At 73.3% G+C, this 15,259-nt stretch carries 16 protein-coding genes; 8 read left to right on the plus strand and 8 right to left on the minus strand.

What is annotated here, in order from left to right:
- Window positions 1-209: 209 nt before the first annotated feature.
- Entirely contained in the window at window positions 210-758 is a 549-nt protein-coding gene (locus ACFC1F_RS38210) for a TIGR03086 family metal-binding protein (protein ID WP_376165565.1), read from the minus strand.
- A 99-nt stretch (window positions 759-857) separates the two neighbouring features.
- Between ACFC1F_RS38210 and ACFC1F_RS38215 the strand changes: the two genes are divergently transcribed.
- The 3 genes from ACFC1F_RS38215 to ACFC1F_RS38225 all read left to right on the plus strand — a co-directional run bounded on the left by ACFC1F_RS38215 (window position 858) and on the right by ACFC1F_RS38225 (window position 2,494).
- Window positions 858-1,181 (plus strand): ArsR/SmtB family transcription factor, encoded by a 324-nt coding sequence (locus ACFC1F_RS38215; protein WP_376165567.1) that lies wholly within the window; start codon window positions 858-860, stop codon window positions 1,179-1,181.
- On the plus strand, window positions 1,178-1,618 hold the full coding sequence (locus ACFC1F_RS38220) for an SRPBCC domain-containing protein (RefSeq protein ID WP_376165569.1): 441 nt from the start codon (window positions 1,178-1,180) through the stop codon (window positions 1,616-1,618). The genes ACFC1F_RS38215 and ACFC1F_RS38220 overlap by 4 nt, the downstream gene beginning before the upstream one ends.
- Before the next feature lie 303 nt (window positions 1,619-1,921).
- A complete protein-coding gene (locus tag ACFC1F_RS38225) occupies window positions 1,922-2,494 on the plus strand; it encodes a dihydrofolate reductase family protein (protein ID WP_376165571.1) in 573 nt (190 codons plus the stop codon).
- A gap of 129 nt (window positions 2,495-2,623) precedes the next feature.
- On the opposite strand, the gene ACFC1F_RS38230 is transcribed toward ACFC1F_RS38225, so the two are convergent.
- Window positions 2,624-3,220: a DinB family protein gene (locus tag ACFC1F_RS38230; RefSeq protein WP_376165573.1), complete on the minus strand. Its 597-nt coding sequence runs from the start codon at window positions 3,218-3,220 to the stop codon at window positions 2,624-2,626.
- Between the two features lie 386 nt (window positions 3,221-3,606).
- Here ACFC1F_RS38230 and ACFC1F_RS38235 point away from each other — a divergent pair, with 386 nt between their 5' ends.
- Both ACFC1F_RS38235 and ACFC1F_RS38240 read left to right on the plus strand, forming a co-directional pair.
- Window positions 3,607-4,737 (plus strand): DNA gyrase subunit B, encoded by a 1,131-nt coding sequence (locus ACFC1F_RS38235; RefSeq protein WP_376165575.1) that lies wholly within the window; start codon window positions 3,607-3,609, stop codon window positions 4,735-4,737.
- Window positions 4,730-5,455, plus strand: a complete 726-nt coding sequence (locus ACFC1F_RS38240) for a class I SAM-dependent methyltransferase (RefSeq protein ID WP_376165577.1) — start codon at window positions 4,730-4,732, stop codon at window positions 5,453-5,455. Before ACFC1F_RS38235 ends, ACFC1F_RS38240 begins: the two co-directional genes overlap by 8 nt.
- 133 nt (window positions 5,456-5,588) lie before the next feature.
- Here the strand turns inward: ACFC1F_RS38240 and ACFC1F_RS38245 are convergent, their stop codons facing one another.
- On the minus strand, window positions 5,589-6,638 hold the full coding sequence (locus ACFC1F_RS38245) for a hypothetical protein (RefSeq protein WP_376165579.1): 1,050 nt from the start codon (window positions 6,636-6,638) through the stop codon (window positions 5,589-5,591).
- Window positions 6,639-7,159: 521 nt separating this feature from the next.
- Between ACFC1F_RS38245 and ACFC1F_RS38250 the strand changes: the two genes are divergently transcribed.
- Both ACFC1F_RS38250 and ACFC1F_RS38255 read left to right on the plus strand, forming a co-directional pair.
- Window positions 7,160-7,810, plus strand: coding sequence for a DUF1326 domain-containing protein (locus tag ACFC1F_RS38250; protein ID WP_376165581.1), 651 nt, complete (start codon window positions 7,160-7,162; stop codon window positions 7,808-7,810).
- The gene (locus ACFC1F_RS38255; protein ID WP_376165583.1) at window positions 7,810-8,583 is read left to right on the plus strand and encodes a DUF2182 domain-containing protein; all 774 of its coding nucleotides are present in this window, start codon (window positions 7,810-7,812) and stop codon (window positions 8,581-8,583) included. Before ACFC1F_RS38250 ends, ACFC1F_RS38255 begins: the two co-directional genes overlap by 1 nt.
- A 224-nt stretch (window positions 8,584-8,807) precedes the next feature.
- On the opposite strand, the gene ACFC1F_RS38260 is transcribed toward ACFC1F_RS38255, so the two are convergent.
- On the minus strand, window positions 8,808-9,194 hold the full coding sequence (locus ACFC1F_RS38260) for a VOC family protein (RefSeq protein WP_209410911.1): 387 nt from the start codon (window positions 9,192-9,194) through the stop codon (window positions 8,808-8,810).
- A gap of 396 nt (window positions 9,195-9,590) precedes the next feature.
- Here ACFC1F_RS38260 and ACFC1F_RS38265 point away from each other — a divergent pair, with 396 nt between their 5' ends.
- Window positions 9,591-10,316, plus strand: coding sequence for a dienelactone hydrolase family protein (locus ACFC1F_RS38265; RefSeq protein WP_376165585.1), 726 nt, complete (start codon window positions 9,591-9,593; stop codon window positions 10,314-10,316).
- 164 nt (window positions 10,317-10,480) lie between these two features.
- On the opposite strand, the gene ACFC1F_RS38270 is transcribed toward ACFC1F_RS38265, so the two are convergent.
- The 4 genes from ACFC1F_RS38270 to ACFC1F_RS38285 form a co-directional block, all read right to left on the minus strand.
- Window positions 10,481-11,494 (minus strand): STM4011 family radical SAM protein, encoded by a 1,014-nt coding sequence (locus ACFC1F_RS38270; protein WP_376165587.1) that lies wholly within the window; start codon window positions 11,492-11,494, stop codon window positions 10,481-10,483.
- Window positions 11,491-12,825, minus strand: a complete 1,335-nt coding sequence (locus tag ACFC1F_RS38275) for an STM4012 family radical SAM protein (RefSeq protein WP_376165589.1) — start codon at window positions 12,823-12,825, stop codon at window positions 11,491-11,493. Before ACFC1F_RS38275 ends, ACFC1F_RS38270 begins: the two co-directional genes overlap by 4 nt.
- Window positions 12,822-13,769, minus strand: a complete 948-nt coding sequence (locus ACFC1F_RS38280; RefSeq protein ID WP_376165590.1) for an STM4013/SEN3800 family hydrolase — start codon at window positions 13,767-13,769, stop codon at window positions 12,822-12,824. The genes ACFC1F_RS38275 and ACFC1F_RS38280 overlap by 4 nt, the downstream gene beginning before the upstream one ends.
- Window positions 13,770-13,861: 92 nt before the next feature.
- On the minus strand, window positions 13,862-15,094 hold the full coding sequence (locus tag ACFC1F_RS38285; protein WP_376165592.1) for an STM4014 family protein: 1,233 nt from the start codon (window positions 15,092-15,094) through the stop codon (window positions 13,862-13,864).
- Between the last annotated feature and the right edge of the window lie 165 nt (window positions 15,095-15,259).

Consider the following 15,259-nt stretch of genomic DNA (forward strand, 5'->3'; position numbering starts at 1 on the left):
ACGTCTCCCCGGGCGGGGGTTATCCCCACCCCCGCCGGGCGCCGCCAGGCCCACCCCCGCGCCGGGCGGGGGCGGGGGGGGCCGGGCCGGGCGGCGGGGCCGCCCCCGCCCCCCGACCCGCGTCCATGAGGTGCCGGGCCGCCCGCCCGGGCACCGTGCCGCCTGCCCCGGAGCGTCGGTTCCCGTGAGGGGGCCCTGCCCGGAGTGGGTCAGTCGGCCCAGTCGGGGTTGCGGCCGCTGAGCGCGAGCGCACGCTCGAAGGCCGGCGCCCCGCCCGGTGCGGTGAGCGCCGGGCCGTAGCCGCCGTTGGCACGGGCCTGGTCGGCGAGCTGCTCGACCACGCCGAGCAGCACGGCGGCGGCCTCCTCCCCGACCGGGAAGGGCCGGCCCGTGGCGCGGGCCAGGTCCCACCCGTGCAGGGCGAGCTCCTGGAGGGTGACGGCGGCGGCGAGGGTGGCGGGGACGGTGCCCGGGCCGAACTCGGTCTCACCGGCCAGGGCCTCCGGCGCCTGCCAGGCCGCGGCCGCGCGCTCGGCGACGGCCGCCACGGCGGCGGGATCGGTGAGGGCGGCGGGCTCGCCGGTGCGCGGGCGCTTGGCGGCGGCGCGCTCGGAGTCGGGCAGCACGCCGCCGATGTGGGCGAGCAGGTCGGCGACGGTGAACCGGGCGCATGGGGTGGCGGCGGTCAGGCGGTCGGACGGGATGGCCTCGGCGGTGCGGGCGAACAGGGTGGCGAACTCGGTCATCGCGGTCTTCATGGCGAACTCCTCGTCGTGTCACGCGGGCTCATTAATTGAGTCGAGACTAAAATGACAACTCCTGGAGCGCAAGCTGAAGTCGTGACTAAAATGACGGCCATGGAAGCGGTGCAAGCGATAGCCGAGCCCCGCCGGCGCGAGATCCTGCGGCTGGTCTGGGAGGACGAGCTCTGCGCGGGCGACATCGCCGAGCGGTTCGAGGTCACCTTCGGCGCGGTCTCCCAGCACCTGAAGGTGCTGCGGGAGGCGGGCCTGGTCACGCTGCGCCAGGAGGGTCGCAAACGGTACTACCGCGCCGACCGCGAGGCGCTGGGGCCGCTGGCGGCCTACCTGCAGTCGATGTGGGCCGAGAAGCTGGACGTGCTCGCCGAGCTGGCCGAGGCCGCCGAGCGGGCCGAGGGGTCGAAGGGGAGCGGCGGATGACGAACGATCAGGTGGTGCTGGAACGGTGGATCGCCGCCCGGCCGGAGACGGTGTTCTCCTTCTTCACCGATCGCGAGAAGTGGCTCTCCTGGATGGGGCGGGACGGGGAGTTCTCCTTCGCCCCGGGCGGGGCGTTCCGGACCGACGTCAACGCCCACTGCCAGGCCTCCGGTGAGTTCCTGGCCCTGGAGCCGTACCGCCGGGTGGTCTTCACCTGGGGCTCGGAGGGCGGGACCGTGGCGGTGCCGCCCGGCACCACCACGGTCGAGGTGACCCTGACCCCGGACGGCGGGGGCACCCTGCTCACCCTGGTCCACCGCGACCTGCCGCCCGAGGCCTGCGCCCCGCACTCCGAGGGCTGGACCCACTACCTGGGCCGTCTGGTCGAACGCGCCGAGGGCCGTGACCCCGGGCCGGACGAGTGGGCGGCTGCCTGAAGCCCGTTGTCGCAGGCCGTCCCGTCCGGATCGCCGAGCCCGGCCCGCCGGTCGCGGCGGGCCGGGGCACGTTCGTCGCTGTCCCGCCGTCCGCGGGTCACGCGACCTGGCGCCCGTTCGGGTTCCCGGGGCGTCGGCGGTCGAGGTTGCAGGAAACGCACCGGGCGAGCACCGATGACCTTTCCCCGTGATCCACGGTCGGAGATCATGGTCGGTGCGCAGCGGCCGTCAGTGTGGTGGAGGCCGAGGCGTGCACCGATCCGACCTGGCGAGCACCGGGCACGAGACACCGAGGAACTCTGGATGCGCACTCTGATCAGCACGGCCTTCATCTCGCTCGACGGTGTCGTGGAGGCCCCGGGCGGTGAGCCCGGCTACCGGAACTCCGGGTGGACCTTCAAGGACATCGAGTTCCTCCCCGAGGCCTTCGAGATCAAGGGCCGGGAGCAGCAGGAAGCCACCGCGATGCTGCTGGGCCGGACCAGCTACGAGGCGTTCAGCGCGGTGTGGCCGGACATGGCGGACTTCGCCGACTACAAGGTGATGCCGAAGTACGTCGTCTCCACCACGCTCACCGAGGACGACCTGGTCACGAACTGGGGCGAGACCACGATCCTGCGTTCGCTCGACGAGGTCGCCGCGCTGAAGGAGACCGAGGGCGGCCCGATCATCGTCCACGGCAGCGCCACCCTGAACCGGAGCCTCTCGGACGCCGGCCTGATCGACCGTTACCACCTGCTCGTCTTCCCGCTGCTGCTCGGCGCGGGCAAGCGTCTGTTCAGCAGCACGGACAAGGACACCCAGAAGCTGAGGCTGGTCGAGCACGAGGCCTACGCCAACGGCCTGCAGAAGAACGTGTTCGACGTCGTCCGCTGACCGACCCCCGCGCCGGCCGGGCCGGAGCCCTTTCGGGCCCCGGCCGGATGTCGGGGGTGCGAGTCCGGTCCGCGCCGCCCGCACGGTGCGCACCCTCCGCCCTGTCCGCGCCACCCGGGTGACGGATGGTCAGCCCATGGTCTTGGCGCCGTCGAGGGCCTCGCGGAGGATGTCGGCGTGCCCGGCGTGCTGCGCGGTCTCGGCGACGATGTGCATCAGCACCCGGCGGGCCGACCAGTGCGCGTCGCCCTCGAACCAGGGGGCCTTGGGCAGCGGGTGCGAGGCGCCCAGGTCGGGAAGGGCGGCGATGAGCTCGTCGGTGCGCCGGGCGGTCTCGTCGTAGTCGGCGAGCACGCCGGTCAGCGTCTCACCGGGCAGCATCCGGAACTCGTCGGCCCGCTTCGCGAAGTCGGCCTCCGTCCAGGTGCTGAAGTCGCCCAGCGCCGACGGGCCCTCCAGGATGAACTCCACCCACCCGCGCTCGACCGACGTGACGTGCTTGATCAGGCCGCCCAGGCACAACTCGCTGACGGTGGTGCGGAGTCCGGCCTGCTCGTCGGTGAGATCACGGGTGGTCTGGCGCAGGAAGCCCCGGTGATTGCCCAGTACCTCCAGCAGATCGGCGCGCTCCCCGCCGATCGTGACGCCGGCCGCGTTCTCCTTCGTGGCGTCGGTTGCGGCGTCGGTCGTGAGGGAGGTCGTGGTGGAGGTCGTGTTGCCGGTCATGGTTCCTGCCTTCGTCGGTTCTGTCTTCCCTTGCCAAGAACGACAGTAGAGGCCATGTAGGTCAGATTGTGTCCTCGTTGACGGCATGCCGGGCCGCCGGAGGGGACCGGATCAGGTCGGCGGTGAAGCCGCCGGGCGACGGCGCCCGGGGCCGGCGGCGAAACTCGTGGAATCGGTGACCTCGGGGCTGCCCGGAACGGTGCCGTACGCGGCCTCGCCGGGCCTGCGGCCAGACTCCGGGAGCTGTCCGCGACCCCGGGGGCCGCCGCCTCCCGACAGGCGCTCACGCGCCCGTCCGCGCCCTTGGAAAACATGGCCTGACCTGGTGTTTTCCCAGGATTCGCCTAGGCTGGGGCCTTCGGCTGACTGCCATCGGAGGGGACATCATGAGCAAGGAAGCCGGTGGCTACGACGCCGCCCACATCCAGGTGCTGGAGGGGCGGGAGGCCGTCCGGAGGTGGCCGGGGATGTGGATCGGCTCGACCGGTGAACGCGGCCTGCGGAACCTGGTGTTCGAGGTCGCCGACCGGGCGGTGAACGAGGTCGTGGCCGGTCGCGCGAGCCGCGTCGACATCACTCTCACCTCCGACGGCGGTGTGCGTGTCGCGGACGACGGCCCTGGCGTCCCCGTCGGGGAGGCCGACGGCGCCGGCCTCGAAGCCCTGCTGACCCGCATGCCGGCCTCGACGGGGCTCGGAGCCCTCGGCGGTGTGGGGCCCTTCGTCGTCAACGCCCTGTCGAGCCGCCTGACGGCCGAGGTGCGGCGCGAGGGGGTCCGCCGGGTCCAGGAGTACGCGCGCGGCGTCGCGGTCACCCCGCTCACCGAGGCGGGTCCGGCGACTGACAGCGGGACCACCCTCGTCTTCTGGCCGGACCCCGAGATCTTCGGGACGGCGGAGTACTCGTTCGACGACCTGGCCGAGGAGTTCAGGGAACTGGCCTTCCTCAACCGGGACCTGGACGTCTCGCTGACCGACCGGCGCCGCCCGGCCTGGCCCCGGTCGGTGCGGTTCCGGTTCCCGGGCGGGGCACGGGACTTCGTCGCCTTCCTCGACGAACAGGAGGCGGCCCCCGATCACCCGGACGTCATCGGCTTCGAGCAGGAGGATCCGCGGATGGCGGGGACGATGGAGGTGGCCCTGCGGTGGCGCGGCCCCGGCGAGGCGCGGCTCCGGAGCTACGCCAACGGCTGGCGCACCCCCGCGGGCGGCTCGCACGTGGAGGGCCTGCGCGACGGCGTGGCCGCCGCGGTCAACGCGTACGCCCGGGAGCGGCGGCTGCTGACCGCGGCGGACCCCGACCTCGGCGCCGACCGGCTCTGCGAGGGCCTGACGGCGGTCGTGCTGGTGAGGCTGGAGCGTCCCGAGTTCGAGGGCGCCACGCGTGACCGGCTGGGCAACGTCGCCGCGCGCGCCTGCGTCGGACAGGCCGTCCGGGAACACCTCCGCACATGGCTGGAGGAGCACCCGGACCGGGCCGCGGCCGTCGTCGGGCGGTACCTTCGGACGCATGGCTGACGAGATCTTCACGCACCCGCAGCTCGCGGCGGTCTACGACCCGCTCGATCCCGATCGCGGCGACCTTGACGCCTATCTGGACCTCGCCCGGCAGCTCGGTGCGGGGCGGGTGCTGGACATCGGCTGCGGCACCGGCGTCTTCGCCCTCCTGCTGGCCGATCACGGGTTCGAGGTCGTCGGTGTCGATCCCGCCCTGGCCTCCATCGAGGTGGCCAGGGGCAAACCGCACAGCGAGCGGGTCCGTTGGATCTGCGGCGACGCAACGGCCCTGCCACCGCTGCAAGTCGACCTCGTCACCATGACGGCGAACGTCGCCCAGGCGATCGTCGACCCTCCCGCGTGGCAGCGCACGCTCAAGGCGGCCCACGAAGCGCTGCGACCGGGCGGGCACCTGGTGTTCGAGACCCGGGACCCGGCCAGGCGCGCCTGGGAGTCGTGGAACCGTGCGGCCTCGTACGGTGTCACGGAGATCCCGGGCGTCGGCGCGGTCGAGAGCTGGGTCGATCTGGTCGAGGTGGTCCGGCCTCTGGTGACGTTCCGCTGGAACTACGTGTTCGCCGCGGACGGGCGGCGGCTCACCTCCGACTCGACCCTGAGGTTCCGGGAGCGGCAGGAGGTCGAGACGGACCTCGCCGCACAGGGATTCGTTCTGAGCGAGGTCCGCGACGCACCCGACCGTCCGGGAGAGGAGTTCGTCTTCGTCGCCCAGCGGCCCTGATCCCCGCGCTGCCGCTGCCCGCGCAGCCGAGTGCCCGGCCGCCGAGTGCCCGGCCGCCGAGCGCCCGGTCGGGCGGGGCACTTGACTCCACCCGGTCGCCGAGCACCCGGTCGGGCGGGGCGCCCGGTTCGCCTCAGGTGAGGAAACCGGCGTGGACGTGGTCCTGGTGGGTGGGGTCGGAGAAGAACTGGTTGGCGGTCCGGCCGCCGCTCAACTGCCTGGGCCCGCCGACGTTGTACGAACCGGCGGCCGCCACGGCACGCATGAAGCCGTCGACGAGTTCGGGCGGGGTGGCCGGGTCGACGACCGGACGACCGTCGATCTGCCAGGTGTCGAACGCGCGGCCCTGCGGGTGGTCACTGGGCCGGGTGGTGCCGAAGACGTTCAGCGGGTGGCCCGAGCGCACCACGCTGACCTGGAAGGTGTAGTCGCGGGAAAGGGCCAGCATCGCCTGCAGCACGCTGTCGTGGACGGTGCCGCTGCGCAGGTCGGCGACGGCCGCCGGCGGCAGCTGGATGCGCTGTTCGGCCAGGACCTGCGCGGCGGCCGTCGGCAGGGTGGCCGCGGCCGGTCCCGGGTCCGCCGGATGCAGGGCGGTGACCGTCCAGCGCGGCTCGGCCCGGCTGAGCCGCACGTCCACCGTGGTCCCGCCCGGGGTGAGCGTGCCGTCGGCGGCCAGGGTCCACTGGCGGCAGACCACCAGCACGCTCGCCGAGTCGGCGAGGATGCCGCCGTACTGGGCGTCGACCACCTGGAGCGCGGCCTGGGGTGCGGCGGGCAGGAGGGGGCCGGCCTGGTCCGCGAGGGACGGCGGCAGGCCGAGCGCCGCCACCCGCTGCTGCGCCGCGGCGACGCCCTGCCCGCCGGTGCTCCACGCACCGAGGGCCTCGACGAGCTCGACGGCGCGGCGTTTGACATCCGGACTGACCTCGCCGGGCCCGGGCTCCCACGGCGTGGTGGCGGGCAGGGTCGCCGAGGGGGAGGGGGCGGGCGACGCCGGGGCCGAGGAGGACGGCGTGGTGGGGCCGGTCGGGGTCGCGGTACTGGGCGACGGGGCTGTGCCGGACGACGGGGCCGAGGAGCGCCCGCTGCTGCCGCTGCCGCAGCCGGCCACGCCGAGGAGCACCGCCAGTCCGCCGGCCAGCACCGTCCGCCGTCCGGGCGTGCAGGGAAGGTCGGTCACGCCCACCACTATGCGTAACAGCCGGCCCGCCGCGCGACCGGACCCAGGGATCCCGGGTCCGGTCGGGATCCACTTGCCGTGGAGCCGTTACTGGCCGTCACGGACACCTGGGAGGATGGGCGTTCGTGTGAATGCAGCGTGCCATGGACCGCCTTCTCCCATCTGTGGACGGTGATGCCGGACGACGTCGTGGTGGGTGACGGACCGATGGCCTTCTCCGCACGTACCGCGCCGCAGTAACCGCGACAGGGCAGGCCGTGTGCCCGGGGTGAGGGACGGTGTCGAGCCGCGTCCAGTGGCCGGGCTGTGGTGGCAGCGAGCGCACCGTCCGCCACCACCTCCGGACCCTGCGTGCCGGCGGCCGGCCCGCGTTGGCCTCGACCTGCTCCGCCTGTAGATCCGCCATGCGGGCCGAACGATGTCACAGTCAGTCACGGCCCCGCGCAAGTGGATCAGAAGCGCTTGTCACAACGCCGTCAAGCTGACCGCGCGCGTTGCCGGGTGATCGTCGAGGGCGGAGAATGGAGTACCAGACGTGTGCCTCAGCCTCAGGAAGGGAGCTTCCGATGGCATGGCGTATCGAGGGGACGTATTTCGAGAACTGCAACTGCAACATGGTGTGTCCCTGCTCCACCTCCGGCCTCACGGCTCCGGCGGACTACGACCGCTGTCGGGTCGTCCTGGCCTTCCACGTCGACTCCGGTCAGGTCGACGACGTCGACGTGAGCGGCCTGACGGTCGCCGTGGTGGGGGATACCCCGCAGCTCATGAGCGAAGGCAACTGGCGGCTGGGCATGATCATGGACGAGGCCGCCTCGCCGGAGCAGGCCAAAGCGCTCGGGGCGGTTTTCTCCGGTCAGCGCGGAGGCCCGATGGCGGACCTCGGACCGCTGGTCGGCGAGATGCTCGGGCTGGAGGTCGCCCGGATCGACTACGTCGATGACGGCCGGAACCACCGCGTGACGATCGGTGACGCGATCGACATGGAAGTCGAGGACTTCGTCTCCCCACTCGACGCGACCGGAAAGGGCGTAAGGGTCAGCGGGGTCGGATTCCCTGCGGACACCCTCGCGGCCGGAGTCGCGACGCGGTCGAGGGTGAACGCCTTCGGCCTTGAGTTCGGAAACGAAGGGAAGAACGCCTTCTCGGCACCGTTCTCCTGGGCGGCCTGATGTCGCCACCGCTCGCTCGACGGGCCGTCGTCCCGGCGAGCTGGGCCGCGCTACTGGCTGCGGCGGCGCTGGCCTGGGTTCTGACGGTCCGCACCTCGTCCGGCATGGCGGCCGAGCCGGGCACGATGGGGCGCGACCTGTGGGGATTCCTGGTCCTGTGGGGGCTGATGATGGCCGCGATGATGCTCCCCGCCGTCACGCCCGTCGTCTCGTTGTATTTGCGGACCCTGCGCGCCCACTCGACGGGTTGGACGCGTGTCGGCCGCAGCACCGGCCTGGTCGTCGGCTACCTGTGCGCGTGGGAGGCCTTCGGGGTGGCCGCGTTCGGCGCGGCCTGGGCGGGCGGCGAACTCGCCGCCAGGGCGCCCAGCGCCGCGACCTGGGTCGGCGCCGTCCTGCTGGCGGGGGCCGGCCTGTACCAGGTGACCCCGCTCAAGGACCGCTGCCTGAGCCACTGTCGCTCCCCGGTCGGTTTCCTCATGCACTTCGGCGGCTACTCCGGGCGGCTGCGTGACCTGCGCGTCGGCCTCTACCACGGCGGTTACTGCGTCGGCTGTTGCTGGGGCCTGATGGTCGTCCTGATCGTCGTCGGCGTGATGAACCTCGCCTGGATGGCCGGTCTGGCCATAGCCGTGTTCCTGGAGAAGACCTGGCGCTACGGCAAGGCGTTCAGTCTCGCGCTGGGCGTCGCCCTGATCGTCTACGCCTGCTTCGTGCCCTGGAACCCGAGCCTGATCCCAGGACTGCACATGGCGTCGACCATGCCCATGTGAGCGACGCTTCGCCAGGAAGAAGGCCTCCCCGGCCGGAAGGGGCGGAGGGGCCCGGCGGTAGTGGGCGTGGCGGAGCGGACACCCACGCACCCGGGCCGTCCTGCGCCGGGTCGTCCATGTGTCGGGCCGTCCACGTGCCGGGGCGGTCCCGCGGTGGACGGGACCGCCCCGGCGCGCGGGCGTGCCGTGGTGGGCGGGTGGGCGCTACGTGGGGCAGGTGGCTCCTACGTGGTGGTCCGCTCGTTCACGCAGAGGATGTTCCCTTCGCTGTCCTTGAACCAGGCCGCGCGCATGCCCTCGGCCTCCGCGACGCCGTTGACGGTCTTCAGCCCCGGAAAGTCGTACTCCTCGAACGTGACGCCGCGACCGCGCAGCGCCGCCATCTCGGCATCGAGATCCGCGACCTTGAAGCTCGCCAGCGTGTGGGCGGCCTGTCCGGCGCTCGGCGTCTCGTAGAGGCCGAACTCCGTTCCGCCGCATTCGAAGGTGAGGTCCTGCGCAGTCTCCTCGCTGAGTTTCAGGCCGAGCGTGTCGGTGTAGAACCTCTTCGCCCGGGCAATGTCGGCGGCCGGGATGATGGCCACCAGCGGTGCGTCTCCAAGCATTGCCATCGCCTCCTCCTCTCTCCAGGCTAGGGACCTCGGTGCGGGCGCGCGCGCCTGGACGAGCGGTGACGTTCGGACCTTCGGGGCCGACGGATCCACCAGGCGGACGTTCCCCGGCGGTGTCGGCGTCGAGCATGACCATGTCCTGGTCCTCGATGTCGAGGCTGCATGTCCGTTCCGGAATCCGCAGCTACGGCCCGGCCGAAGCGCGTGCCGGCGCTCCCGCCCCGTTGCCCTTGCCTTGCCGTCCTTGTCTCGTTGTCCTCGCCGAGGTCTGGACCCGCCAGGAGCTGGGGAGTTGCGCGGCTTCCCGGCGCCAGCGCCGGGGTCCGGCGTCCGCGCTGTTCTGCCGAGGGCGAAGACCGGCCCGAACGGGCCCGGCAGTCACTACGGTCCAGTCCCATGACGACGGTTACTACGCGTACGGTCGAGTACCCGGCCGACGGACTGACGATGATCGGGCACCTGGCGCTGCCTGCCGGTGTCGACCGCAGGCCCGCAGTCCTGATCGGACCCGAGGGGCCGGGCCTGAACGACTTCCAGCGTCGCCGGGCCGACGCCCTCGCCGAACTGGGCTACGTGGCGCTGGCCTTCGATATCAACGGCGGGCGCTGGTTCACCGACCCGCAGGAGATGCTGGCGCGGGCGATCCCCCTGCTCGCCGACCCCGGCCGGATGCGGGGCATCGGCCACGCGGCCCTCGACGTGCTGCGCGCCGAGCCGCGGACCGACCCCGGCCGGATCGCCGCCATCGGCTACGGCACCGGGGGCGCGATCGTGCTGGAACTCGGGCGTGACGGCGTCGACCTGCGGGCGATCGGGACGGTCAACGCACTGACCACGGGCCGGCCGGGCGAGGCCGAGCGCATCCGCTGTCCCGTGTGGGCCGGGGTCGGATCGGAGGACCCGATCATGCCCGCCGGGCAGCGGGACGCCTTCGCCGCGGAGATGCAGGCCGCAGGCGTCGACTGGCGTCTCGTGGTCTACGGCGGAGCCCTGCACGCCTTCCACCACCCGCCGGTCGACCAGAACGTCGTTCCCGGCGTCGGCCACCACCCGCAACACGCCCGGCGGGCCTGGCGCGACATCGTCGGCCTGCTCGCCGAGTGCCTGCCCGTGGCCGAGTGAGCCGGAGCGCCAGGACTGCCGTCCTCCTCCGTGAATTCGCGGCAAGGGGGCCGAACGCCGGTCGGTCGCTGCCGGGCATGCTCCACCGCGAGGAAGGCGAAGGCGAGAACCTCGGGTTCGTCAGCGACCGGTAGGACCGGTCCCGCTCGCGCAGCGCGGAGGCGTCACCAGTCGTGCGGCACCCGTTCCAGCACGCCCCCGGCGAAGACGTCGTAGAGCGGCAGCGTCTCCAGGTGCACGTAGCCGATGTGGCAGTCGCAGACCGGCAGCGGGCAGGGCCGGGCGCGGAGGTGGGGGCGGTACGAGCCGTCGTAGAGGTTGCCGAGCACGTCGCGGACGAAGTGGCAGCGACGGACGGTGCCCTCGCCGTCGACCGACAGCACGGACTCGCCGGTGCGGCAGGGCCGGCCGGCGCTCGGGTGCGCGTGGCGGCTGTAGCCGAAGTGTGGGTCGACGGCGTGCCAGTCGGCGGCCTCGGTGTCGGTGTAGGTGAGGCCCTCGGCGGCGTTGATCCACAGGTAGACGGCTGGGGAGAGTGCGGCCCGCAGCCGGCGGGCCTCCGCGAGGTGCTCGGGCCGGCCGACCACGCCGACGCTGTACCGGACGCCGAGCCGGTCGAGTGCACGGCACCGGGCGAGGAAGCGCTCGTGGCCGACCTGGCCGGGGTGGTACGTCACCCAGAGGGCCAGGGTGGTGAGGTCGGCCTCGGCCAGCCAGTCGGTGCGGCAGCTGAGATTGGTCTGGATCGCCACCCGCCGCACGTGTGGCAGGTGGCTCAGTTCGACCAGCGCCCGCCGGTACCAGGAGCGGACCAGCCCCTCGCCCCAGGGGGTGAACAGCAGCGACAGCGTGTCGCCGGTGCCGCCCCGGCCGGCGGCCCAGCCGGTGAACCGTTCGAGCGCCGTGCGGTCGGCCCGCAGCTGCTCGGGGGTGTCGCGCCGCTTGGCGAACGGGCAGTACGGGCAGTCGTAGTCGCAGGAGGAGAGCGGGCCCCGGTAGAGCAGGGTCAGATCGAGCCCGCCGTCCGGTACGGGACGCGAGGCCGGGGCCGGGGGCGTCGTCGGGGCCGGAGTTGCGGCCGAGGTCGGGCTCGGGATCGGGGTCGGGCTCGGGGCCACTGTCGGGGTCGGGACGGGGTCGGGACGGGGGCCGGTGGCGGGCATGCCGAGGAAGGTCATTTCACCTCGTATTCGGCCATCAGGCGCTGCACCTCGGGCGAGAACAGCATCGGCCCGGCGAGGTCCGAGTGCGCCAGGCCCTCGGGGGAGAGCACCAGCCGCAGCGGGTCGGCCGCCAGCCAGCCGCGGGCCTCGAACTCGGCCAGCTCGGCCGGGAAGTCCTCGGCGGGCGTGGAGCCGAACCGGGCCCGGTACTCCGCGACCGGCATGCCCTCGGCCTGGAGGAGGGACTGGACGAGGTGCCGCCGCCGCGCCTCCTCGGGCGTCGTGTACCGGCCGACCTCCGCGTGGTGGAAGTCCTCGGTGGCCACGTAGTCGTCGATGATGCCGCGCACCTCGGTGGCGTTGACCGCGTAGTCGAAGGAGTAGTGCAGTCGGGAGGTGTACGAACGGGCCCCGCATCCGAGGCCGACCATGCCGTCGGTCTGACAGGCGTACTCGCCGCCGCCGGCCTGCGGGGAGGCGGCGCGGCGGAACATCCGCATCGACACCTGCTGGTAGCCCTGCGCGAGCAGGTGGTCCCGGCCGACCCGGTAGAGGGCGAGCCGCTGGGCGTCCCAGGCGGCCGGGCTCTCCTGTTCGCCGCGCCGCGCCAGGCCGGTCAGCGGGCGGACGTACAGCGGGTAGAGGTAGAGCTCCTCGGGCTGCCAGGCCAGGGCGGCGTCCAACGAGCGGAGCCAGCCGGCCTCGGTCTGTCCGTCGATGCCGTAGATCAGGTCGATGTTGAGGACGGGGAAACCGGCGGCGCGGATCCGGCCGAGGGCGGCCTCGACCTCGGCACGCTTCTGTGGGCGGACGGCGGAGCGGGCCTCCGCGTCGTCGAAGGACTGCACGCCCAGGCTGAGCCGCGTGGCGCCCCGGGCGGCCAGCACCTCCAGCCGGTCGGCGGTGGCAGTGGCCGGGGACGCCTCCACGGAGAGCGGTATCGCCCGCAGGTCGGCGCCCATTCGCTGCTCGGCGATGTCGCAGAGCCGCTCCAGCTCGTCGGCGGTCAGATAGGTGGGTGTGCCGCCGCCGAACGCGGCGAGCGCGAACCGGGCGTCGCCGTCCAGCGATTCGCGGAGTGCGGCGCCCTGCCGGTCGAGCGCGTCCAGGTAGGCGGTGGTCAGGCCCTCGGGGCTGCCGATGCGGGTGAACAGGTTGCAGAACCCGCAGCGGACCTCGCAGAACGGGATGTGCAGGTAGAGCGAGAGCGCGTGCTGCGGCTCACCGGCCCACAGCTCGCGCAGTGCCGGGCGCTCCGGCAGCCGCCGGTAGGCGGTCTTGTGCGGGTAGGCGTAGACGTACGACCGGTAGGGCGACTCGGTCGGCCGGGCGGGTGCCGTGGTCATGCGGTCTCCTCCTCTGCGGTGGCGGCAGGTGTGCTGCCGGCTGGTGCGGTGCCGGCAGGAGTGCTGTCGGCTGGTGCGGCGTCGGGAGGAGTACTGCCGGCAGGAGTGCCGCTCGCAGGTGCGGCGTCGGCTGGTGCGGTGCCGGCGGGGATGGTGAAGTGCGCGTACGGGACCGTCCAGACCACCTCGTGGCCGATCCGGTGGCCGGTGTAGCCGTCCTCCCCGTACGCCGTGCCGTGGTCGGAGCAGACGATCGCGAAGCACGGCCGGCGGGCGCTCATGGCCGCGAAGAGCCGGCCGACGTGCGCGTCCACGTACTCCAGGGCGGCCGCGTGGCTCTCGCGGGAGTCCCCGTGTTCGCGGGTGGCGCCCGGCAGATGGAACCAGTTCGGCTGGTGCAGCGCCGAGACGTTGACGAACAGGAAGAGGGGCTGCCCGGCCGGCTGCCCGGCGGCCACCTGCTCGGCCCGGGCCACCTGCGCCTCGAAGGAGACCGGGGACGGCACGCCCATGTCGGGCGCCCAGTGGCTCTCCTGGAACAGCCCGGGCAGCACGGACCCGAGCGGGCCCTGCTTGTTGAAGAAGCCGACGCCGCCGATGCAGACCGTCCGGTACCCGGCCGCGGCCAGCGCGCCCGGCAGGTCGGGCGCGTCGAAGACCCAGGTCCGCGGCGCGGTCGTCTCCGAACCGGCGAACCGGGCGGCGAACAGGCGCGGATGCGGCCCGTCCGGGGACGCCGGTGTGGGGAGGAAACCGGCCAGGATGGCCTGGTGCGCCGCGTACGTGAAGCTGCCGGGCGAGTGCCGGCGCTCCCAGCGGCCGCCGGGGAGGAAGGCGGCGAGGATGGGGATCCGCCCGGCCGCGGCCAGTTCCTCCGCGACGTCGAAGCGGAGCGTGTCGAGCGTGACGAGCAGCAGGTCGTGGCTGCCCACGACGGCGTTCATGTCCGGTGCCGTCGTGGGTGTCGTCGCCGTCGCCGTCGCCGGGGGCGTTGCCGGGGGCGTGGGTGTGGGCGTGGGGCCGGGGTTCTGGTGGTTCATCGGATCGGTTCCAGGGGTGCGTGGCCCGTCGGCCCGGGGCGGCCGTCGAGATGGTGGGGGCGGGGGAAGCGGAAGGCGTCGGGGTGGAGGGCGGCGAGCTGGGCGGCGTAGGTGTCGAGGCCCTCGGCCGGGCCGCCGGGCAGACCGGTCAGGTTGGGCAGCAGGTCGCCGAAGGCGTTCACCTCGCCGACCAGTGCGCGGCGCCAGCCGGCGGTGGGCAGCACGTCGACGCCGACCATGTGGGCGTTCGGGAAGCACGTGGCCGCCCGCTCCGCCGTCTCCAACAGGACGGGCCAGGCCGGGCCGGCGGCCTCCCGGGCGAGTGCGAGGCTTCCGCGGGCGCCGCCCAGGTGGAGGTTGGTCATCGGGTGAGCGGCGCTGGTGCGCACCACCGCGTGGGTGGCCCGCCCGGCGATCACCACGACGCGGAGGTCCGCCGAGCGGCCAGACTGGGAGGCCTTCGGGATCCACTGCTCCACGTGCAGGCCGTCCGGCGCGAGCCGGTCGACCAGCTCGGCCACCCGCAGCTCGTCCCGGTAGCGCCGGACCCGCAACGAGTTGTGCAGCTGTCCGCCCGCCAACTCGACCGGGGTCGTGGCCAGGACCTGCCCGCGGGGCCCGAACTCCAGCGCCACCACGCCCGAGGCCGAGGAGCCGTGCGAGGGCTTGACGAATACCCGGCGCAGTCCGGCCGCGCGCAGCCGCTCCCGCAGGTCGTCCCAGCCGCCGACGGGCGCACCGGCGAGCGCCCGCGGCACCGGCACCCCGGCGGCCGCCAGCAGTGCGTGCGCCCGGCGCTTGTCGAACATCACGGCGATCTCCTCCGGATCGCCGAGCAGCCGGACGCCCGGCGCCCGGGCCAGCCCGCGCAGGGCGTTCATCAGGCCGTCGTACCAGGCCGCGCCGCCCTCCACCCTGGTCGGCGCGTAGGTGGAGCCGAGTGCCCGTCCGCGCAGCAGCTCGTCCACGGCCGCGTCCTCGCCGGGCGACTCGATCCGCACCACGCTCTCCTCGGGCAGGTGGTACGTGCCGCGCAGCACGTCGATCCACGGCAGCACGGACGGCTCGGGCAGCCCGGCCGCCCGAGCCGCCGCGGCGAACAGCGTGACCCGCCGGTGTCCCGGGTTGCCGAGCACCGTGAGCGGCCGGGGCGCCGGCTGTCCGCTCCCCGGCCGTGCGGCCGTGCGCCGCGTGCTCACGGGTTGCCCGGTCAGGGGCTGTGTCGTCATGTGGTCCGTGGTGAGGTGTCCGGCGGTGATGTGTTCGGTGCTGACGTGCTCAGCGGTGATCCGTCCGGCGGTGATCTGTCCGGCGGTGATGTGTTCCGTGGTGACGTGCGATGACGAAGGGTGCGCTGAACACCCTGACGCTGACCCTGGCGGAGGAGCTGGGCC

Source organism: Kitasatospora sp. NPDC056181, from assembly GCF_042266225.1.
Taxonomy (GTDB): domain Bacteria; phylum Actinomycetota; class Actinomycetes; order Streptomycetales; family Streptomycetaceae; genus Kitasatospora.

Bases quoted from the DNA above. Each gene is read 5' to 3' on its own strand.
- ACFC1F_RS38250 (WP_376165581.1), top strand. From the start codon at position 7,160: ATGGAGTACCAGACGTGTGCCTCAGCCTCAGGAAGGGAGCTTCCGATG.
- ACFC1F_RS38215 (WP_376165567.1), top strand. From the start codon at position 858: ATGGAAGCGGTGCAAGCGATAGCCGAGCCCCGCCGGCGCGAGATCCTG.
- ACFC1F_RS38225 (WP_376165571.1), top strand. From the start codon at position 1,922: ATGCGCACTCTGATCAGCACGGCCTTCATCTCGCTCGACGGTGTCGTG.
- ACFC1F_RS38210 (WP_376165565.1), bottom strand. From the start codon at position 758: ATGAAGACCGCGATGACCGAGTTCGCCACCCTGTTCGCCCGCACCGCC.
- ACFC1F_RS38255 (WP_376165583.1), top strand. From the start codon at position 7,810: ATGTCGCCACCGCTCGCTCGACGGGCCGTCGTCCCGGCGAGCTGGGCC.
- ACFC1F_RS38240 (WP_376165577.1), top strand. From the start codon at position 4,730: ATGGCTGACGAGATCTTCACGCACCCGCAGCTCGCGGCGGTCTACGAC.
- ACFC1F_RS38270 (WP_376165587.1), bottom strand. From the start codon at position 11,494: ATGACCTTCCTCGGCATGCCCGCCACCGGCCCCCGTCCCGACCCCGTC.
- ACFC1F_RS38260 (WP_209410911.1), bottom strand. From the start codon at position 9,194: ATGGCAATGCTTGGAGACGCACCGCTGGTGGCCATCATCCCGGCCGCC.
- ACFC1F_RS38230 (WP_376165573.1), bottom strand. From the start codon at position 3,220: ATGACCGGCAACACGACCTCCACCACGACCTCCCTCACGACCGACGCC.
- ACFC1F_RS38280 (WP_376165590.1), bottom strand. From the start codon at position 13,769: ATGAACGCCGTCGTGGGCAGCCACGACCTGCTGCTCGTCACGCTCGAC.
- ACFC1F_RS38235 (WP_376165575.1), top strand. From the start codon at position 3,607: ATGAGCAAGGAAGCCGGTGGCTACGACGCCGCCCACATCCAGGTGCTG.
- ACFC1F_RS38275 (WP_376165589.1), bottom strand. From the start codon at position 12,825: ATGACCACGGCACCCGCCCGGCCGACCGAGTCGCCCTACCGGTCGTAC.
- ACFC1F_RS38220 (WP_376165569.1), top strand. From the start codon at position 1,178: ATGACGAACGATCAGGTGGTGCTGGAACGGTGGATCGCCGCCCGGCCG.
- ACFC1F_RS38285 (WP_376165592.1), bottom strand. From the start codon at position 15,094: ATGACGACACAGCCCCTGACCGGGCAACCCGTGAGCACGCGGCGCACG.
- ACFC1F_RS38265 (WP_376165585.1), top strand. From the start codon at position 9,591: ATGACGACGGTTACTACGCGTACGGTCGAGTACCCGGCCGACGGACTG.